Below are 19,454 nucleotides of genomic sequence, written 5' to 3'. Positions count from 1 at the left end.
CGTACTCGAACTAGAGAGGGAAAGTGTTTTGCTTGGTATTATTCGCTTGATTTTGGCTGCGATTTTCATTGTCTTGATGACTCTATTTGCTTTGGTGTACTGCTTGTTCAGCCCAAGAAATCCAAAGCATGTCTACTTCTTCTGCCGTTGGTTTAATCAGTTACACAAACTCATTGGGCTCAAATTAATACAACGTGGACTAGATAGAGCTCCAACGCCAGTCAATAGCGTATATATTTCTAATCATCAAAGTGTGTACGACTTTGTCACAGCGCCGGGGATGCTCCGCCCAAAAACCGTATCCTTGGGGAAAAAAGATTTACTCTGGATCCCCTTCTTTGGCCAACTTTACTGGATTACTGGCAACATACTGATTAACAGAGAAAACAAGTCACAGGCACGCGATACTATCAAACAAGTCGCAGAAGCTATTCATCAACGAGATCTATCCGTTTGGGTTTACCCCGAGGGAACACGCAGCAAAGGTCGAGGGTTACTACCGTTTAAAACTGGTGCCTTCCGCATGGCGATTGAAGCGGGAGTCCCGATTACACCTATGTGTGTCAGCACAACCCATGAAAAGATTAAGCTCAACCGCCGGCGTAATGGTGTCGTGATAACTGAAATGCTTGAACCCATTGATGTATCTGGCTATAAGCTTGAAGATGCTAGAAAGCTCGCAGAGCACTGTCATAACCTAATGGCGACGAAAATAAAAGAGCTGGACAACGAAGTTGCCCAACTCGAAGCACAAAGCAGTAAGCCGCTCACAGCGGAGCAGCGAGGGCACTAGAGAACGTATTGATCCATCAGCGCGACCATACGGCCAATCTCTGGCTTGGTGATAGTGTCATTCGCACCTAACGCCAGAGCTTTGGCACGGTTATCATCGCTCATCAGCGACGAGAACATCACAATGGGTAATTTTTTGTATGCTTCGGAGTCACGTAAACGCTTGACCAAGTGCATGCCATCCATTCGTGGCATTTCAACATCAGTTACCACTGCATCGACCAACTCAGTCACGGATATCTCTTCTTTTTTAGCCACTTCCGCAATTTCCATTAACTTCTCGTGTGCCTCACCGCCATCTTTACATGCGATGATGTTATAACCCGCAGAACTTAACGTGTCCTGGATCAAGCTGCGAATAAAGGCCGAGTCATCCACCACCATAACCGTCTTCGCATTACGTTTGGATACCATTTTCTGGTTGAGATCGACGCTTTTATCTACTTTGACATCGTATTTTTCCATGCTCAGCTCAGGGTTGATGTCAGCGATAATCTTCTCAAAGTCTAGGATCATGATCAGATTGCCATCTTTGCGTACTACCGCAACCACACAGTCTTGTTCACCAGCTTCAAGGAATTGGCTTGGGGACTCGACATCATTCCACGAAATGCGATGAATGCGGCTAATGCTGTCAATCAGAAAGCCATTAGTCATGCGGTTGAAATCTGTGACAATCACAAACTTCTTCTCCACGTCTGTACTGGTTGGCACACCTAACCAGCCAGCTAGATCCACTAATGGAGTAAGAATGTCACGGGAAGAGAAGACACCGACCATATGTGGCTGAGCATTAGGGTAGTCTGTGGTCTCTGGCACTTGAATTACTTCACGGACTTTAGCAACGTTAATGCCGTAGTAACACGTCTTTTTCGAGCCATCTGGCATCTGTTTGACCAAATGAAATTCAATGATTTCAAGTTCGTTGGTGCCGCTTTCTGTAAGAATTGTACTGCTTGAAACGCTCATAGTTGATTTTACTCATTCCCGGTATTATTCACACTTACGCACATAATTTTAATTTGCGTAGCTACCATTAATCTACCGCCTCGGGTTTTGTATTTTTCGTTGATGCTGAGGCGAAAGTAAAACTATCTCATTTATCAATATAAATACCAGAACAATTCATCAATATAATGGCAAGCTCTTGAGTTGCTCACACTATGATGAACCACTGGTTACCTCTCCTAGTATAAGCCCCGAGTGATGAACTTTCATTAAACCAACAAGAATTGCTTTCTGAGGCTAGCTGCTGTTGGAAAAAAAATACTAGTAAGTGTCTGTATAAACTAGTGAACTCTATGTCTACACTACTATAACGGCAACACGAACAAATTGTTGAATCAATTATCACTAAACCAATGTAGAAAGTGAAAATAAAAAGATCTGGCAGACAGCACTGGGACTTCCCAGTGCCTCGGCTATTAAGATCTGAGCGCCTGTTCTAAATCGGCAAGAATGTCATCAATATGCTCAATGCCGACTGAAAGTCGGATCATTTCAGGTGAAACACCCGCCTGCTTCTGCTCAGCTTCGCTAAGCTGGCGGTGAGTGGTTGAAGCAGGATGGCAAGCCAAAGATTTGGCATCACCGATATTGACCAGTCGCTTAAAGATTTTCAGTGCATCATAGAAACGCACCCCAGCTTGGTAACCATCTTTAAGACCAAACGACAGAATCGCAGAGGGTTTTCCCTTCATGTACTTCTCGGCCAACGGATAATGCTCTGAGGCAGTCAAGCCTGCGTAACTTACCCAACTTACTTTGTCGTGCTGGTTAAGGAACTCGGCAACTTTGAGCGCATTTTCTGTATGACGTTCCATACGCAATGATAATGTTTCCAAACCTTGTATCAACATAAAGGCATTCATTGGTGACAACGCAGCTCCAGTGTTACGTAATGGCACTGTTCGAGCTCTACCAATGAAAGCCGCTTCACCAAACGCTTCAGTGTACACTACACCATGGTAAGATGGTTCTGGCTGATTAAAAGCAGGGAAACGGGCTTTGTGCTGCGCCCAAGGGAACTTACCGGAGTCAATAATGATGCCACCGAGCGTTGTACCATGGCCGCCAACATACTTAGTCAGTGAGTGCACAACAATATCAGCACCAAACTCGATTGGCTTACAAAGCGCTGGCGTAGCAACTGTATTATCGACGATAACAGGCACACCCTGAGCATGAGCAAGTTCTGCTACTCGCTCTAGATCAATGATGTTACCGGCTGGGTTACCGATACTTTCACAATACACAGCCTTGGTGTTTTCATCGATCAATTCAGCAAGGCTTTCAGGCTTATCGTCTTTAGCAAACTTTACCTCAATGCCTTGATTAGGCAACATATGCGCAAAGAGCGTGTAAGTCCCACCATAAAGCTGTGGTGTAGAAATGATATTATCTCCAGCCTGTGCCAAAGTGAGAATCGCATAGTTAATCGCCGCACTTCCCGCGCTAACAACCAGACCAGCGACACCTCCTTCCAAAGCAGCCATCCGCTTTTCCAACACGTCATTGGTCGGATTCATAATGCGGGTGTAAATATTCCCGGGGACTTCAAGATTAAACAAGTCAGCACCATGCTGAGCGTTGTCAAACTCATAGGCAACCGTTTGGTAAATAGGCGTCGCGACAGACTTGGTGGTTGGGTCAGTTTCATAACCAAAGTGAATTGATAAGGTTTCGTCTTTCATATACCTTCCTTGGGCAAGCGAGTAAATGTGGAATTAATGTCTTATCAATAAATATCCACGTTGTGTTCAAAACCTAACCATATTGTGAATGTATTCACACTAAACCCTTGAAAACCATGACTGAGAAGATTCTACTAAACACGCCTCTTTGTGCCTTTTGTCACCAACTCGACACGGTCAACATAGCGGACCTCTCACTGCTTACGCCAGATGCGAAGCAAATGTGGCAAGACAAGATAGCCCTGTTGCGAAAGCAACTAACAGCGCTGCCACATTTAGCAGGACAAGTGATATTACGTTTACCAATGGGGTTAGAGAGTGAAGAGATTGACGCCGTGGTGCTTTATCGTGGGATCGTATTTGTTATTCAACTTGAACTTGAGAGTAACAGCTATCAGGCGGACTCGATAACCAAGGTTCATCAGTTAGCCCGACAGTTGAAAGATCTCACCCCTCTCAACAAAGCACGGTATATGGTTCCTGTGCTACTAGCGGCAAAAGCAAAGCCTCAGGCTGGGCCATTAGCCGCTTCCCAAGACTTATTGTTTGATACCATGTGTGACTCTAGCGAGTATTTATCTGCGCTGATCGAGCACTTTTCCAACCAGTTTAAAGCAGATGAGATCGATGCTGAAAACTGGTTAGTACAACACTATCGCAGCCTCTAACGTGTCATTTTCTTGACAAAGACCACCACAAACAGTGCCATAGTAAAGCTGCCTAAAAAAGCTTCAAAGGCAGCGATAAACCTGGCGAAACCGACTGGAGAGATATCCCCGTAACCGAGAGTGGTAAAGGTAACCACACTGAAATAGAGTGAATTAAGAAATTCAAACAAGTAGAACTGCCAGCCACTTAGGCCCTCATATATCGGATGTGCCCCTGTTGTGTCGAGAAAGAAGTATGCCATAGCGCAGACCAGTATCAAAAAGATAGAAAAACCAACGACACGCATTGGATCTTCGCCGTAGCCGCAGAACAAATCAACAACCTTAGATACGATTCGCTTGATACTCAACTTAGGCATTTGATAGCGACGGAAGCGCATCTCTCGTTTAAAGAAATCGCCCGCCATTTCAAATAATCCCTGTTTTTCACACTGTTTCCGGATATTGCGACATACTTCTTCCGCTTCCTGATACAAGGAGGCAGCTTGTTTGTATTCACGCTTTCTGCGAGCCTGCTTGGCCTGCAGCTCTTGCTTAAGGAACTTTCCCCACTCAACATTTTCAAGCTTAGCTCGGCTAAGTTCGGCCCCCAGCAAATTGCAATTATCTAACTTTGCACAATGAAGGTTTGCTCCCAACATCTTGGACTTCATCAAAGAGGAACCACGTAAATCAAGACCGAAAAAATGCGCATCAGTCAAATCCGCGCGGTAAAAGTCCACATTGCGGCATGAAAAGCCTTCTTTACTGCCTCGATTAACCAAATTAATGTCAACCAAGTCTGTTTTTGCCAACTGAAATCCGTCTAGAGGTTTACCCGCTGCGGCCCATTGTTCAACCTTGTCTTTAATCTTATCTTTGCTTTTATCGACTTTGGGATCATGCCAGTAACAAAGTCCTGACTCCCCACACGGTTGATCGCAGCACCAGCCATCAGGATTTTGATAGCTACATTGGCCTTGTGTAGATTTCATATGCGCTGCCCCATAAGCAAGTCAGCAAACTGACGCTTACTGACTTCATTAAGTGTAGTGGGTGCATATGCTCTCGCAAACGCAATTTACAATTTAATCATTAAGAACTTGTTGTTTCAGCCAACTTTTAAATAGTCGGGTATGGGGATTATCTAGGTGGGTAATAATAAAGTAGCCCGCATTGGCATGGATTGCGGGAAATGGTGCGACCAATCTTTTTTGATAAAGCTCATCTCCTAAAAGAGCCATTCGTGCTAGCGCTATTCCTAAACCCGCTTCTGCGGCAGACATCGCCATATCAGTGCGATTAAAGAAGTGTCCACTATGTGTTTCAAATTTGAGTGCATGCTGTTGTGCCCAAAAGTGCCATTCATGGTCTTTGGCAGAATCTTTCCATGGCATAGCATCATGAAGCAGCGTCACTTGTTGCCATTCTTGCGCACTGCCTGACAACTTAAGATGAGAAAAATGACGAAAATACTCTGAACTCATTACCGGAAGCAGAGACTCTTCCATCAAGAGTTCAGCATCGGGTAACTTATAGGGTAGTGGTCCATAATCGATGGCAACATCATAATCTCTGCTATCGCTGTCAACCAAAGCACCTTCCGCAAATGTGTGGATCTGAATGTCTGGGTGGCGCTTTTGAAAATCATCCAAACGTGGCACCAACCATTTGAAGGCCAAAGAGGGGGTCAGTTTAAGCCGTATCTGCTTACTGTCGCTAACATGCGTCAATTTGTAGGTATTTTCCTCGATTGCCAGCAAATGTGGTGTCACTGATTGAACTAGCTTATCGCCTTTTTCAGTCAGACGAATACCTCTTGCATGGCGTTCGAATACGTTAAAACCTAAACGTTCTTCGATTAATTGAATCTGCTGACTGACCGCACCCGTAGTGAGATTGAGCTCACGGGCAGCACTAGTCAGACTGCTGTGCTTCGCGACGGTGCATACCAGATTGATACCATTGAGCAGAACAGACTTCATAAAAGCTTTTAGTTTTTCTATACAGTACTGTTAATTCTTATCGATTGTTAATCAAATGTAAATCCACCATGCTTGGAAAAATCGTTTAATTGAGGGTTTGAGTGTGAAAGTCGTTGTCTTAGGCAGTGGTGTCGTAGGTTTAACCAGTGCTTGGTACTTATCGCAGGCTGGGTGTCAAGTCACGGTGATTGATCGTCAGCCGCGCGCTGCGGAAGAAACCAGTTTTGCTAATGCCGGACAGATTTCCTACGGTTATTCATCCCCTTGGGCTGCACCTGGTGTACCACTCAAGGCGATGAAATGGCTATTAGAAAAACATGCTCCGTTAAAAATCAAACCTAACCTCAGTCCAGAGCTCCTCCATTGGGCCAGTCAAATGCTAAAAAATTGCCAGCTGGACAGGTACCGAATTAACAAAGCCCGAATGCTAGCGATTGCTAATCGTAGCCGAGAGTGTTTAGCGCAGTTAAACCAACAGTATGACCTCAACTATCAGGGGCGCACTCAAGGGACGCTACAAATATTCCGCAACCACAAACAATTAGAAGCCATTGAGAGGGACATTACGCTGCTGGAAGAGAGTGGCACTCGCTATCAATTACTGGATGCCAAGGAATGCCTACTTCAGGAACCAGGGCTAGCGAATATTCAAGGCACTTTGACTGGCGGACTCTACCTGCCAGATGACGAAACTGGAGATTGTTACCTATTTTGCCAGCAACTGCAGGCAATGGCAGAGCACGCAGGCGTCGAGTTTCTGTTTAACACTGAGATCCAGCATTTGAACATTCAAGGTAATCAGGTCACCTCTGTCGCGACATTACAGGGTGAAATCGAAGCTGACAAATTTGTGGTGGCGATGGGCAGTTACTCAAAAAAACTTCTGGAACAAGTCGGAATAGACATTCCGCTTTACCCAGTAAAAGGTTATTCGTTGACTTTACCTGTGATCAACCATGACTTTGCTCCGCAATCGACCATCATGGATGAAACATACAAAGTGGCGGTCACACGATTTGAAAACAGAATACGCGTCGCTGGTACAGCCGAGTTGGCCGGATTTGACCCAACTCTGCCAGACAAGCGACTCGCGACCTTAAATCATGTCGTTTCTAACCTATTTCCTCAAGGCACGGATTTAACTCAAGCAGAATACTGGACAGGCTTCCGTCCAATGACACCTGACGGGACACCCATCATTGGAGCTACCAAAATCGCTAATCTATTCACTAATACTGGTCATGGTACATTAGGTTGGACCATGGCTTGTGGATCAGCCGATATTCTGACAGAGGTAATCACGAGGGCGGATAACCATCAATATAAAGCGCTAAGTACTCATCGATATGAAAAATAGTAGAAATAGCTACAATAAATAAAATTAACAGTACAAAAAATGACCTACCAAACACAGCTCACAGCTCTAATTGCGCTGTCATTTTAGTCATATCAATTCAATTCTCAGGCAATTCAAAATTCCGCCCCACAATAACACCAACCGTTAACATTTATTTAGCATTTTGTGCCTAAGCTCACGCAAACAAACTTTAAAGTATAAATTGGTTAACAATAGAGTTACAAAAAGGTTAATATCCTGCTCAGAAAACAACCATTATAAAACAAAACAGGGAAAATACTTATGCAGTCATTAGTTGATTTTCTGAATGGAATCATCTGGAGTCCGGCACTAATTTATTTGTGTCTTGGCGCTGGCTTGTTCTACTCAATCATGACGCGATTCGTGCAGGTTCGTCACTTTAGTGAAATGTGGCGTTTACTTCTTTCAGGTAAAAGCTCGTCCAAGGGCATTTCTTCTTTCCAGGCACTCGCCGTTTCACTTTCTGGACGTGTAGGTACAGGTAACATCGCAGGGGTTGCAGCAGCTATTGGTTTCGGTGGACCTGGTGCGGTGTTCTGGATGTGGGTTGTGGCATTCTTTGGTGCAGCAACAGCGTATGCAGAATCTACACTCGCTCAAATTTATAAAGAAGAAGATAACGGCGAATTCCGCGGTGGTCCTGCTTACTACATTGAGAAAGCAATGGGTCAGACGTGGTACGCGTGGATCTTTGCTATCGCGACTATTTTCGCTTGTGGCTTCCTGTTACCAGGTGTTCAGTCAAACAGTATTGGTAATGCGGTGGAAGCAGCGTTTGGCTCAGGTGCAATGATCGAGACAGCGATCGGCACATTCAGCTTTGCGAAAATCTTCACCGGTACTGTTATCTCCGTAATCCTAGCCTTCATCATCTTCGGTGGTGTTAAGCGTATCGCGAACTTCACTCAGATTGTAGTTCCTTTCATGGCACTGGCTTACATCATAACGGCCTTCATCATCATCCTTCTAAACATCGGTGAAGTACCGCGCGTATTCTCAATGATCATTGGTGATGCGTTCACACCTATGGCAGGTGTTGGTGCGGCAATCGGTTGGGGTGTTAAACGTGGTGTTTACTCAAACGAAGCGGGTCAAGGTACAGGTCCTCACGCGGCTGCAGCAGCAAGTGTTGACCACCCAGCTCAGCAAGGTCTTGTGCAGTCGTTTTCTATCTACATCGATACGCTACTAGTATGTTCGGCGACAGCATTTATGATTATCATCACGGGTGCTTACAACGTACACGGTGCAGAAGGCTTCCTAGTTCAGAACGTAGCAGCGGACATTGCAGCGAACGGCCCTGTCTTCACTCAGATGGCAATTGAAAGTGCATTACCGGGTATTGGTAAGCCGTTCATTGCGATCGCATTGTTCTTCTTTGCTTTCACAACCATCCTTGCGTACTACTACATTGCGGAAACAAATGTGGCCTATATCCGTCGCCACATCAAAGTTAACGGCTTGATGTTCGTACTGAAATTGGCACTTATTGCAGTTGTGTTCTACGGTACAGTTAAGACTGCAAACCTTGCATGGGCAATGGGTGACGTAGGTGTTGGCCTGATGGCATGGCTAAACATTATTGGTATTCTGATTATCTTCTTCATGGCGAAGCCAGCACTCAAGGCACTAAATGACTACGAAGAGCAGCAGAAACAAGGTGTGAAAGAGTACACGTTCAACCCTGTAAAACTAGGCATCAAAGGTGCAGATTACTGGGAAGATAAATACCGTCGTAAGACAGGCAAAGAGCCTACAGCAGTAGAAGAAGAGTCCAAACCTGTTGAACAACCTTCAACCTAGTGTGGATATCTAAGATAAAAAAGCAGTGGTAAAAAAAGGGGTTAGCCTATGGCTAACCCCTTTCATCTTATGTTCCCAAATATATTTCTAACACGGCAATTAGCCATGCAAGCAATACTCTTTACGCTGCAACAGCTTCCGTTGCCGCTGATGTTTTTCTCTCACCTATCGGCAAAATCGTGCGGCCATATTCGTTGTTCAGTACTTGAGCCATCGCGAAGTAGATTGCACTTGCGCCACAGAAAATGCCTTCAAAACCTGCAATTGTGCCAATCAGCTCACTACCAGTGAAATCACGTGCGGCAAGTAAGAAAAATAGAATAGTTAACGAGCCGAAAACCACTTGCTTCGCTGTTGGGTAGCAAAGCGAGCCAATAAACATGAAACCCGTGAAGATGCCCCACAAAGCTAAGTACCAACCCATGAAGTGTGCTGGGCTTGCCGGTAACCCCATGTAAGGCATAACAATCAAGCCAACCAGTGTGAGCCAAAATAAACCATAAGAAGTAAATGCGGTAGTCCCAAACGTATCACCACGTTTAAAGCACATCATGCCGACAATCACTTGGCTCAGACCACCATAGAAAATACCCATTGCCAAAATCATTGAATCAATTGGGAAGAAGCCTGCGTTATGAATGTTTAGCAGGATGGTCGTCATACCGAAACCCATCAGACCAAGTGGAGCGGGGTTAGCCAGTTTTGTTGACATTTCACACACCTTTCAAAAAAATTAATAAAATTTACGCGCGAAGTTTAGTTCCGTTCGATAAAAAAGATAGATCCGGAATGTGCAATCTAAGATTCCGAAAACCATTCTATAAACTTAGACACAACGACAAGTTCCACCATCAATAAAACAATCAGCAACTTGAGACCGCTGTTCATTGCTCCTCTCAGTCGCCACAAATAAAAAGCTCCTGCTTATTGCAGGAGCTTAGTTCAATGAGTCATGAGCCTTTTACATTACTGGCAAGAGATTTCATCCCAGAACCAGTTAGACTGGGTTGGCGTATCCCAACTACCTGGGCCATTTTTGGCGACAAAACATTTACCCTCATGAGTAACTTTATCGCCGTTGGCAACCTGAGTTACACCAGCTTGCCACTGAATAAAGTTATCAGGAACTGGTGTTGGATCAGGATTCGGGGTTGGCTCTGGCGTAGGCTCCGGAGTTGGATCTGTTGGCGTCCCAGAAACTAATTCCCATGGCCCACCAGCACTAGGATTATCACCCTGAGTCCACCATTTCGCTTTATACGTCGCCCCTTCATGGCTGACTTCATCACCCGTGTCGTAGACTTTAATGGCACTCCAAATCTTTCCTGTACCTGGTTCAGGGTCAACTGGGTCTAGCTGGTCAACAACACGTACTTCAGGCCAACTTGCGTGAGAGCCGTACAAGTTAGTCACACATTTTTCGTAGTCACCCGGTACCAGCGCAGAGTATGCGGTCTGGAATCCAACTAATTCACACTCAAAGGAATAACCTCCCGGACGATCGGCATAGTACTTCCAATTGCCATCCCAGTTGGTATATAAAACATCGGTTGCACCATTTAGGTTAAGGCTACCGTATGGGGTTTGTTGCCAGCAGGTGCTCTTTTCATCAGCTTCGATTGGAATCTGGTAATAAGACGACAGCCCTTGCCAATATCTAATGCGGTTGACAGGCTGGCCTTTATTTTTATTCTGTTCACCACACTCAATCCCCCCGTTAATGATATTAATCGTGGTGCCAAAGCCATAGCCAATCCCCGCTTCAATTTCACGCTGAGAAGGTGACCACGTTTTATCAATCACGTGTAACATGGCTGGTTTTGGTGCTTGTGGCGTTAAGAAAAACCAAATCGCTGACGCTAAGTTCAGCCAAGAGTCTGCAACTAAACCTGGGTTATTGAGCAAGACGGATGCATCTCCATCAAACATCGCTTCGGAGAACGCGCCGTAATTAAAGTGATAAGAAAGCTGTTTAGCACCGCGTCCAAAATAGCCCTGCCCTGCTGCACACGGCCATTTTTTATTTTGCCAATCGTTCTGGCCACAGCCCGTCGTGTAACCCTCTTGGCCCTCTGACCAGCCCATTTCGCGTACATGCACTAACGCCTGTTGCCACTCTTCAAGGCCTAAGGGGTTATCCGACACATTATCTTTGGCAATATGCCCGCCTGTTTCCTGTGCAAAGTGAGCAAATGCCGTCACGATCGACCGTTTACAGATCGCATCGGAATTTCGTCCATCAGTATACTCAGCACAGAATGCGGGAAATTTACCAATCGCACGCAAGAAGCGTGTATAAGTGTACTCAGGCGCAGCCATACTAGTCAGAAAGTCCCATTCTGCCTGAGGAAACACACGTTCAGCACGCTTAACGTTATCCGGATTAGTGGCAAGGTTAGGCTCAATCGCCTCAACAACGCTATTCATTGCAGTGGTAAGTGCCTGAGACCATATCTGGTACATAGGGTCGGAAGTTTGAGCTTGTTCTGCCGCCTGAATATCAGCGCGGGCAACCACATAACCATTCGGATTCTGCGGGTCAGGTTGAATATTGCTCATCGCCCAACTGGACGATATGGCGGCCAAAGCTAAAGCGGCGGCCAAGTAACTTACTTTCTTCATCTCACTTTTCCTTGTTTTATAAAACTGAAAAGAGATTAGAAAAAGTCAGATTAAGAATCACGGTGAATAAACACGGCTGATGTGAAGTTGCGAGTCACTTTGGAGTTACAACGCAATAAGAAACGGTCAAAGCCAGTAAAATGTCTTTTGGATTCAAAAACACTCAATAATTCACTGACGTAGAATTCAATAACCCTGCCATCATCGGCGAACAATAGGAATTTTTAGGTACGAAAGACTGTAAGATACTCAAACTATTAAAAAGCCAGCCCGAAGGCTGGCTTTTAGCGTTTTGCATCAACGAACAGGATTATTCCCACTCAATCGTCGCTGGTGGTTTACCTGAAATGTCGTAAACCACACGCGATATACCGTCAACTTCGTTGATAATACGGTTGGATACCTTACCAAGGAAATCGTATGGTAGGTGGGCCCAATGTGCCGTCATGAAGTCGATCGTTTCAACGGCGCGTAGAGAGACGACCCAGTCGTATTTACGGCCATCGCCCATTACACCTACAGAGCGTACAGGTAGGAATACTGTGAACGCTTGCGATACTTTGTTGTAAAGGTCCGCAGCATGTAGCTCTTCAATGAAGATAGCATCAGCACGACGTAGTAAGTCACAGTACTCTTTCTTGATTTCGCCAAGAACACGAACCCCGAGACCAGGGCCTGGGAATGGATGGCGGTAAAGCATGTTGTAAGGCAGACCTAACTCTAGGCCAATCTTACGCACTTCATCTTTGAACAGCTCACGTAGTGGCTCAACAAGCCCCATCTCCATATCGTCTGGCAGACCGCCAACATTATGGTGAGATTTGATTACATGTGCTTTACCCGTCTTCGAGGCCGCCGACTCGATCACGTCTGGATAGATAGTCCCCTGAGCAAGCCACTTCGCATTTTTCAGCTTCTTAGATTCTTCATCGAATACGTCGACAAATACGTGACCAATAGTCTTACGCTTGTCTTCTGGATCCGACTTACCTTCAAGAGCTGCAAGGAAACGCTCTTCTGCGTCAACTTTGATGATGTTCAGACCGAATTGATCGCCAAACATATCCATAACTTGCTGACCTTCATTTAGACGAAGCAGACCGTTATCAACGAATACACAAGTTAGTTTGTCACCGATTGCACGGTGAACCAGCATCGCAACGACAGATGAATCTACGCCGCCCGACAGGCCTAGGATGACTTCGTCGTCACCTACCTGCTCTTTGATACGCGCAACGGCATCTTCAATGATCGATTCAGAAGTCCAAAGCCCCTCGCAACCACATACGCCAAGAACAAAGTTCTCAAGCATTTGCTTGCCTTGTTTAGTGTGCGTTACTTCAGGGTGGAACTGAACACCGTAGTATTTCTTATCTTCATTGGCCATTGCCGCATAAGGACAAGTGTCTGTCTCACCGACTTTTACGAAGTCCGCTGGAATTTCTACCACTTTGTCACCGTGGCTCATCCACACGTCTTGAGTTGCTTCAAGATCTTTAAACAGTGCCGATTCACCAGAAACTTTGACTTGTGCGTAGCCGAATTCACGCTCGGTTGAACCAGCAACTTTACCACCTAGCTGCTCAGCCATAGTTTGCATGCCGTAACATACACCTAGTACTGGCACACCAGAGTCAAATACGTATTGAGGCGCGCGTGGAGAGTTGTCTTCCGTTACGCTTTCTGGACCACCAGATAGGATGATACCGTCTGGATTGAATTCACGAATATCCGCTTCTTCAACGTCCCAGCTCCACAGTTCACAGTACACACCGATTTCACGTACACGGCGCGCGACTAGCTGAGTGTACTGAGAACCGAAGTCCAAGATCAGAATACGTTGGTCATGAATATTTTTAGTCATTTTGAGCAGTCTTATAAGCTAGGTTATTAAAACGGAGGCGAGTGTACTCGCCTCTTATTAATGCTTCAAGGAAAAAGCAAACGTTTACGTCAGGTAAATAGGTTTTATTTTTTACAAAAGTAACAAGTTAACCCAGACGGTAGTTTGGTGCTTCCTTCGTAATCTGAACGTCGTGTACATGAGACTCTTTCATGCCAGCGCCTGAAATACGTACGAATTCAGCTTTAGTACGCATATCTTCAACGGTTGCACTGCCTGTAAGGCCCATGCTTGAACGTAGACCACCCATCTGTTGGTGAACGATCTCTTTTAAGCGGCCTTTGTATGCGATTCGACCTTCGATACCTTCTGGCACTAGCTTGTCTGCTGCGTTATCTGACTGGAAGTAACGGTCAGAAGAGCCTTGAGACATAGCGCCTAGTGAACCCATACCACGGTAAGCTTTGTAAGAACGACCGTTGTATAGAATCACTTCACCCGGAGCTTCTTCAGTACCCGCAAACATTGAACCGACCATCACACATGATGCGCCAGCAACGATTGCTTTACAGATATCACCGGAGAAACGGATACCGCCATCTGCAATAACTGGAATGCCGTATTCATTGGCAACTTCTGCTGCGTCTGCAATAGCGGTAACTTGAGGTACACCAACACCAGTAACGATACGAGTGGTACAGATAGAACCAGGGCCAATACCCACTTTCACTGCGCTTACACCGGCATCGATCAATGCTCTAGCGCCAGCACCCGTCGCTACGTTACCACCAATAATGTCGAGTTCAGGGTATGCCGCGCGAGTTTCGCGAATACGGTTAAGCACCCCTTCAGAGTGACCGTGTGAAGAGTCGATAAGCAATACGTCAACGCCAGCTTCAACGAGTGCCTTAACACGCTCTTCGTTACCCGCGCCCGCACCAACAGCTGCACCTACACGTAGGCGACCTTGCTCGTCTTTACATGCGTTTGGTTTACGCTCTGCTTTATGGAAATCTTTTGCTGTTATCATACCGGTTAGTTGGAACTCATCGTTCACAACCAGTACTTTCTCTACGCGCGCTTCATGCATTTTTTCTTGCACTTCTTCACGAGTAGCACCTTCTTTTACTGCCGCCAGACGCTCTTTAGGTGTCATAACGACTTCAACTTTCTTAGAAAGATCGGTTACGAAACGAACGTCACGACCAGTGATAATACCCACTAGCTCCTTGTTATCCGTTACGACAGGGAAACCGGCAAAACCATGCTTTTCTGTTAGAGCGACAACGTCTGCAATTGTTGCATCAGGGTTTACAGTAACCGGATGTGATACCACGCCCGCTTCGTAAATCTTGACCTGATGAACCATTTCAGCTTGCTGCTCAATCGACATGTTTTTGTGGATAAAGCCAATGCCGCCTTCCTGCGCTAGGGCGATAGCCAGACGAGCTTCCGTCACGGTATCCATAGAGGCAGAAATCATCGGAATGTTAAGGGTGATGTTTTTCGTCAGCTGAGTGCGAAGATCAGCTGTGTTTGGGAGAACGGTGGAGTGTGCTGGCACTAGCAGAACATCGTCGAATGTCAGCGCTTCTTTGGCAATTCTTAGCATTTGCAATATCTCACAATTAGAGGAGTAAAAGAACAATCCGGTCTCATCGTTTCGCATAATGAGGGCAGTTAGCAGAGATACTAGGCTGCATTTGGATTAGATATTGCGGACGGATTATACGGCTAACGCAATCGCTTGACCACAAGTTTTTTTAATTTTTTTCTTGCAATTACCCCCTTGCTATGTATTATATTGCCGCTAATTTCCATACCCACGTCTACGGGATTAGCTGTGTCTTCTCTGACCAATCAAAACATCTTCACCGTTTCTCGTCTTAATGCTGAAGTCCGTCTGTTACTAGAAAATGAAATGGGCATTGTGTGGTTGGTCGGTGAAATCTCAAACTTCTCTTCGCCTGTTTCTGGGCACTGGTACCTCACTCTAAAAGACTCTCGCGCTCAAGTTAAATGTGCCATGTTCCGTGGTAACAATCGTCGCGTTACTTTCAAACCGCAAAACGGCAATCAAGTCTTAGTCAAAGCACGTTTATCTCTTTATGAGCCTCGTGGTGACTATCAGCTGATCATTGAAAGTATGCAGCCCGAAGGTGATGGCAGACTTCAACAGCAATTTGAAGAGCTGAAGATGAAACTGGCGGGGGAAGGACTGTTTGCCCAAACCAACAAAAAGTCATTGCCAGAGCATCCCAAACGCGTTGGTGTAGTCACCTCTAAAACAGGCGCAGCCCTATTCGATATTCTTGATGTCCTTAAGAGACGTGATCCTTCGTTACCTGTTGTGGTTTATCCAACATTGGTTCAAGGAGAGGACGCCGCTATTCAGATCGCACAAGCGATAGGTTGCGCGAATAGTCGCAACGAATGTGACGTTTTGATAGTTGGCCGTGGTGGCGGTTCTTTGGAAGATCTTTGGTGCTTCAACAGCGAAATTGTCGCACGCACGATTGCAGCCAGTCAGATACCTATAATCAGTGCTGTTGGACATGAAATTGATGTGACTATCGCCGACTTTGTTGCCGATATGCGCGCACCGACTCCATCGGCCGCAGCGGAATTAGTCAGCCGAGATAATAGCCATAAAGCTCAGGCATTCAATACTCGTCAGCACAGACTGCAGAGCTCAATTCGCCATTATCTCACCAAACATAAGCAGGCTAGTTTAACGTTACTGCATAGACTTGAGCGCCACCACCCTACTCATCAGCTACAGCGACAAAGCCAACAACTTGATGAACTGTCACTTCGTCTCGAGCGTTCGATAGAACGCTACTTTGCAGTACATCATCAAAAAATTGAACGCCAACAATACAAGCTACAGCTTCACTCTCCACTCACACGCTTGAGCGAGCAGAAATTAGCATTACAGCGATTAGAACAAACATTAATGGATGCGATGAGCAGAAAACTACTTAACTCTCGCCACCAACTCGCGCTTGCTGTCGAGAAACTCGATACTGTCAGCCCACTTGCGACGTTAAAACGTGGCTACTCCATTACTCAAGATACCTCTGGTAAGGTTCTGACTAACGTGGGCGAGACAAAAACAGGTGATACTCTGGTCACCCGTTTATCTGATGGCGAGATACGCTCTACCGTCGTTTAAGTCTGTTTAATAAACTGGAAGGCAACTCTGGACTTCGACTTTAGTTCGTTACAAGTATGGCAAAAGTAGCTGGCGGAACCACAAGCCTGTAGTTTTTCCAGCTTGCATTGACACTCAGGGCAGTAACCAACCTTAATGTAATCATTCGCACATTCATTGCAGTGGTAGTGACCTTGCCACTCAAGCTCTTTTTGACATACTGGACACGGGCTCATATTAAACTCTCTCAGTCGATGTTTCTGCTGATAGCTTATATTCTGTGGGAATCATGGCACTATGATCTAAGTCATTCTCCATGATGATGCTTAACCTGATACATCTGCTTGTCCGCTTGTTTAATCAAACACTCGATAGAATCTAGTCGCTCAATCTTCACAATCGACAGGCCAACACTCACATTAACTTCAATTGTATGCAGAGGAGTAAGCTCCGCTAAACTTTCTCTTAGTTCGGTATACAGAGCCCGAAGAGATTCTTCATTATCTGAAAACGCAAACGCGACAAATTCATCGCCACCATAGCGCCCACTCATACCTGACTGTGAAAAACAGTGTTTGAAGGTGTGACCCACTGCTGTTAACACGACATCCCCTGCTTCATGCCCATTCTTGTCATTGATCTGCTTGAACTTATCAATATCAGCAAAAAAACATGCCATATACGTCAAGTTAGTGTTCAGGCAATCTGATGCACGTTGCAACAAAGCACGTCGATTCAAGCAGCCCGTTAAACAATCGTAACTGGCGTGATAATGCAGTTGATGTTCAAGTTGATATTTTTCCCATGCTACCGCATAGAGAGAAGCCAACATTTCGAGTACTTCTAGCTCCTCTTCACCTGGCTGAGATGGTTCAGCGCTGTAAATCGCGAATGTTCCCATCACGGTCTGGTCATTGGCCAAAATAGGCACAGACCAACAAGCACGGAAATTAGCCTTTTTCGTTATAGAGAGAAAAGGCGCCCAATTCGGGTGAACATTAATGTCCTTCACCACAACGGTTCGTTTAAGAAACGCCGCTGCACCACAAGAACCCACACCTTCGCCAATTTCAATACCTTCTATCGCCTGATTGTAGAAGTCAGGCAAACTAGGCGCATATTCCAAATATAATCGTTGTGTCGATTCATCCAGACGTAAGATAGAAGCACGACGTTCACCAAACCAATGCTCGGAAAGATCAACCACTCGACGATTGAGTTCTGCTTTCCCCATACCCAGTGCAAGCTTGGTGAGCAACTTATTGACTTCTCGGTGAGCGTGCAGAAGTCGGTGATAACTCATAAGGCTGACTCATTATTAATTATTAACAGAAAAGGTAACTTATTAGGCGATTTTATCATCAGACCTTAACCACACTACCACAGCGAATAATTGATTATCGAGTTTACATCCATATTATGGGCTAAAGATCTTAATGAGATCATCGGCTAAATCCATTTTGATCAGCGATCACCCCTGAAAAGAATATTTATATCACCACACACCGAAAGCATAAGTTACATATGCTGCATTTGAATTTATTTCAGAGCAAAAAAACAAATTTTGTAAAAAAAACAAAAAAAACAGAACTTAATAAAAGGATCTTATTAGAGCTATCCCTTAATTACATCGGTGCGCATTTGGATGTTTTGTGCGTCAATCTGATGAAAACAAGTGGTAATTGCTTTGTATTCATTAAGGTTTTTAGCATGAGTGCCACCACATGGTATTTCAGCTATCTTGCCTTCACCAAGATCACATCTCCAATAACGTGAATCTGTTAACGCATCACCACAGCATTTTATCTCGATATCAGCTTCGACAGTTAACCATTGTGCTATCTGTTCATTAACCCAGAATTGTATCTTTTCTAGATCAGCCAGCATGTCAGCACTGTTTAATCCCCGCTTACGCAATGTTTTTCCCAGACGATATGTATCGATACATTTATCTTCACTCACAAAGCTTGTCTCTTGAGCATAACTGTTAAAGTCGTCGTAGCCGTGTGGGTCTTTACGGTCTGCCTCTTTACGCCAGTAACCGTTTTCCACTAACACTTTGTTAAGCGCTAAATAGGCGATATGCCCTGCACTATGTCCTCGACTCAGCGCTTGCTGATACGGTTTGTCTACGACTAATGTGACCTCCTGCCGGACCTCAAAGTCTGTGAGCGATTTTTCTAGACAGTGAACGACAATAAATGCCCATCCCTCTTCATCACGTTTGACTGGGATTGCACTACCAACGTAGAGTTCATTGCTGTTGAGTTCGACGGCTCCAACCACACAATCAACCACCACGTGACCATCAATGGTGCCTTTGTCCGCGGGATGATCAGGCCAGATATGGCTGACAGGATGAAATGGGGTCATTTCAGTGATGAGGTAAAGGTAATCTTGGCACAATTCAATACGTTGAATCTGAGAAGTAAGCTGCCACATATCGTGACAAAAGCGTGTAATTGTAGGGGTAACAGACATCTCACTATCCTATATAAAAAAAGCGCCCTTATTTAAAGGCGCTTTTCGTTACTCTG

At 45.3% G+C, this 19,454-nt stretch carries 16 protein-coding genes; 5 read left to right on the top strand and 11 right to left on the bottom strand.

All coding sequences use genetic code 11. From position 1 onward, the window contains the following. Positions 1-28 precede the first annotated feature (28 nt). Positions 29-793: a 1-acylglycerol-3-phosphate O-acyltransferase gene (locus OH455_RS13225; RefSeq protein ID WP_269981726.1), complete on the top strand. Its 765-nt coding sequence runs from the start codon at positions 29-31 to the stop codon at positions 791-793. Here the strand turns inward: OH455_RS13225 and OH455_RS13220 are convergent. Together OH455_RS13220 and OH455_RS13215 are read right to left on the bottom strand one after the other, a co-directional pair. Continuing rightward, positions 790-1,761, bottom strand: coding sequence for a chemotaxis protein (locus tag OH455_RS13220; protein ID WP_206370557.1), 972 nt, complete (start codon positions 1,759-1,761; stop codon positions 790-792). The genes OH455_RS13225 and OH455_RS13220 overlap by 4 nt on opposite strands. A 455-nt stretch (positions 1,762-2,216) precedes the next feature. Then, positions 2,217-3,485 (bottom strand): O-acetylhomoserine aminocarboxypropyltransferase/cysteine synthase family protein, encoded by a 1,269-nt coding sequence (locus OH455_RS13215; protein WP_269981725.1) that lies wholly within the window; start codon positions 3,483-3,485, stop codon positions 2,217-2,219. Between the two features lie 116 nt (positions 3,486-3,601). Here OH455_RS13215 and OH455_RS13210 point away from each other — a divergent pair, with 116 nt between their 5' ends. Further along, positions 3,602-4,153 (top strand): hypothetical protein, encoded by a 552-nt coding sequence (locus OH455_RS13210; RefSeq protein ID WP_269981724.1) that lies wholly within the window; start codon positions 3,602-3,604, stop codon positions 4,151-4,153. On the opposite strand, the gene OH455_RS13205 is transcribed toward OH455_RS13210, so the two are convergent. Both OH455_RS13205 and OH455_RS13200 read right to left on the bottom strand, forming a co-directional pair. Next, the gene (locus tag OH455_RS13205; RefSeq protein WP_045976530.1) at positions 4,150-5,127 is read right to left on the bottom strand and encodes an ion channel; all 978 of its coding nucleotides are present in this window, start codon (positions 5,125-5,127) and stop codon (positions 4,150-4,152) included. The two genes, OH455_RS13210 and OH455_RS13205, sit on opposite strands and share 4 nt — an antisense overlap. Positions 5,128-5,220: 93 nt before the next feature. Further along, a complete protein-coding gene (locus OH455_RS13200; RefSeq protein ID WP_269981723.1) occupies positions 5,221-6,117 on the bottom strand; it encodes a LysR substrate-binding domain-containing protein in 897 nt (298 codons plus the stop codon). 103 nt (positions 6,118-6,220) lie between these two features. Between OH455_RS13200 and OH455_RS13195 the strand changes: the two genes are divergently transcribed. Beyond that, on the top strand, positions 6,221-7,474 hold the full coding sequence (locus OH455_RS13195; RefSeq protein WP_269981722.1) for a D-amino acid dehydrogenase: 1,254 nt from the start codon (positions 6,221-6,223) through the stop codon (positions 7,472-7,474). A gap of 282 nt (positions 7,475-7,756) precedes the next feature. Further along, entirely contained in the window at positions 7,757-9,298 is a 1,542-nt protein-coding gene (locus OH455_RS13190) for an alanine/glycine:cation symporter family protein (RefSeq protein ID WP_045976533.1), read from the top strand. Between the two features lie 121 nt (positions 9,299-9,419). Here OH455_RS13190 and OH455_RS13185 read toward each other — a convergent pair whose 3' ends face one another. From OH455_RS13185 to guaB, 4 genes are all read right to left on the bottom strand, one after another. Continuing rightward, positions 9,420-10,010, bottom strand: coding sequence for an acetate uptake transporter (locus OH455_RS13185; protein ID WP_269981721.1), 591 nt, complete (start codon positions 10,008-10,010; stop codon positions 9,420-9,422). A 254-nt stretch (positions 10,011-10,264) separates the two neighbouring features. Next, the gene (locus tag OH455_RS13180; protein WP_269981720.1) at positions 10,265-11,920 is read right to left on the bottom strand and encodes a chitinase; all 1,656 of its coding nucleotides are present in this window, start codon (positions 11,918-11,920) and stop codon (positions 10,265-10,267) included. A gap of 310 nt (positions 11,921-12,230) precedes the next feature. Further along, complete coding sequence (gene guaA, locus OH455_RS13175; RefSeq protein WP_269981719.1) at positions 12,231-13,784, bottom strand: glutamine-hydrolyzing GMP synthase; 1,554 nt, start codon at positions 13,782-13,784, stop codon at positions 12,231-12,233. A 127-nt stretch (positions 13,785-13,911) separates the two neighbouring features. Further along, positions 13,912-15,375 (bottom strand): IMP dehydrogenase, encoded by a 1,464-nt coding sequence (gene guaB / locus OH455_RS13170; protein WP_269981718.1) that lies wholly within the window; start codon positions 15,373-15,375, stop codon positions 13,912-13,914. 231 nt (positions 15,376-15,606) lie between these two features. Here guaB and xseA point away from each other — a divergent pair, with 231 nt between their 5' ends. Then, on the top strand, positions 15,607-16,938 hold the full coding sequence (gene xseA / locus OH455_RS13165; protein ID WP_269981717.1) for an exodeoxyribonuclease VII large subunit: 1,332 nt from the start codon (positions 15,607-15,609) through the stop codon (positions 16,936-16,938). Here xseA and OH455_RS13160 read toward each other — a convergent pair. From OH455_RS13160 to OH455_RS13150, 3 genes are all read right to left on the bottom strand, one after another. Next, positions 16,935-17,153 (bottom strand): zinc ribbon domain-containing protein, encoded by a 219-nt coding sequence (locus tag OH455_RS13160; protein WP_269981716.1) that lies wholly within the window; start codon positions 17,151-17,153, stop codon positions 16,935-16,937. The two genes, xseA and OH455_RS13160, sit on opposite strands and share 4 nt — an antisense overlap. 71 nt (positions 17,154-17,224) lie before the next feature. Then, positions 17,225-18,220 (bottom strand): GGDEF domain-containing protein, encoded by a 996-nt coding sequence (locus OH455_RS13155; RefSeq protein ID WP_269981715.1) that lies wholly within the window; start codon positions 18,218-18,220, stop codon positions 17,225-17,227. 311 nt (positions 18,221-18,531) lie between these two features. After that, on the bottom strand, positions 18,532-19,398 hold the full coding sequence (locus OH455_RS13150; RefSeq protein WP_269981714.1) for an alanyl-tRNA editing protein: 867 nt from the start codon (positions 19,396-19,398) through the stop codon (positions 18,532-18,534). Between the last annotated feature and the right edge of the window lie 56 nt (positions 19,399-19,454).

The organism is Vibrio sp. T11.5, assembly GCF_027587155.1.
Taxonomy (GTDB): Bacteria; Pseudomonadota; Gammaproteobacteria; order Enterobacterales; family Vibrionaceae; genus Vibrio; species Vibrio neptunius.
This window is presented reverse-complemented; position numbering and strand designations above follow the sequence as displayed.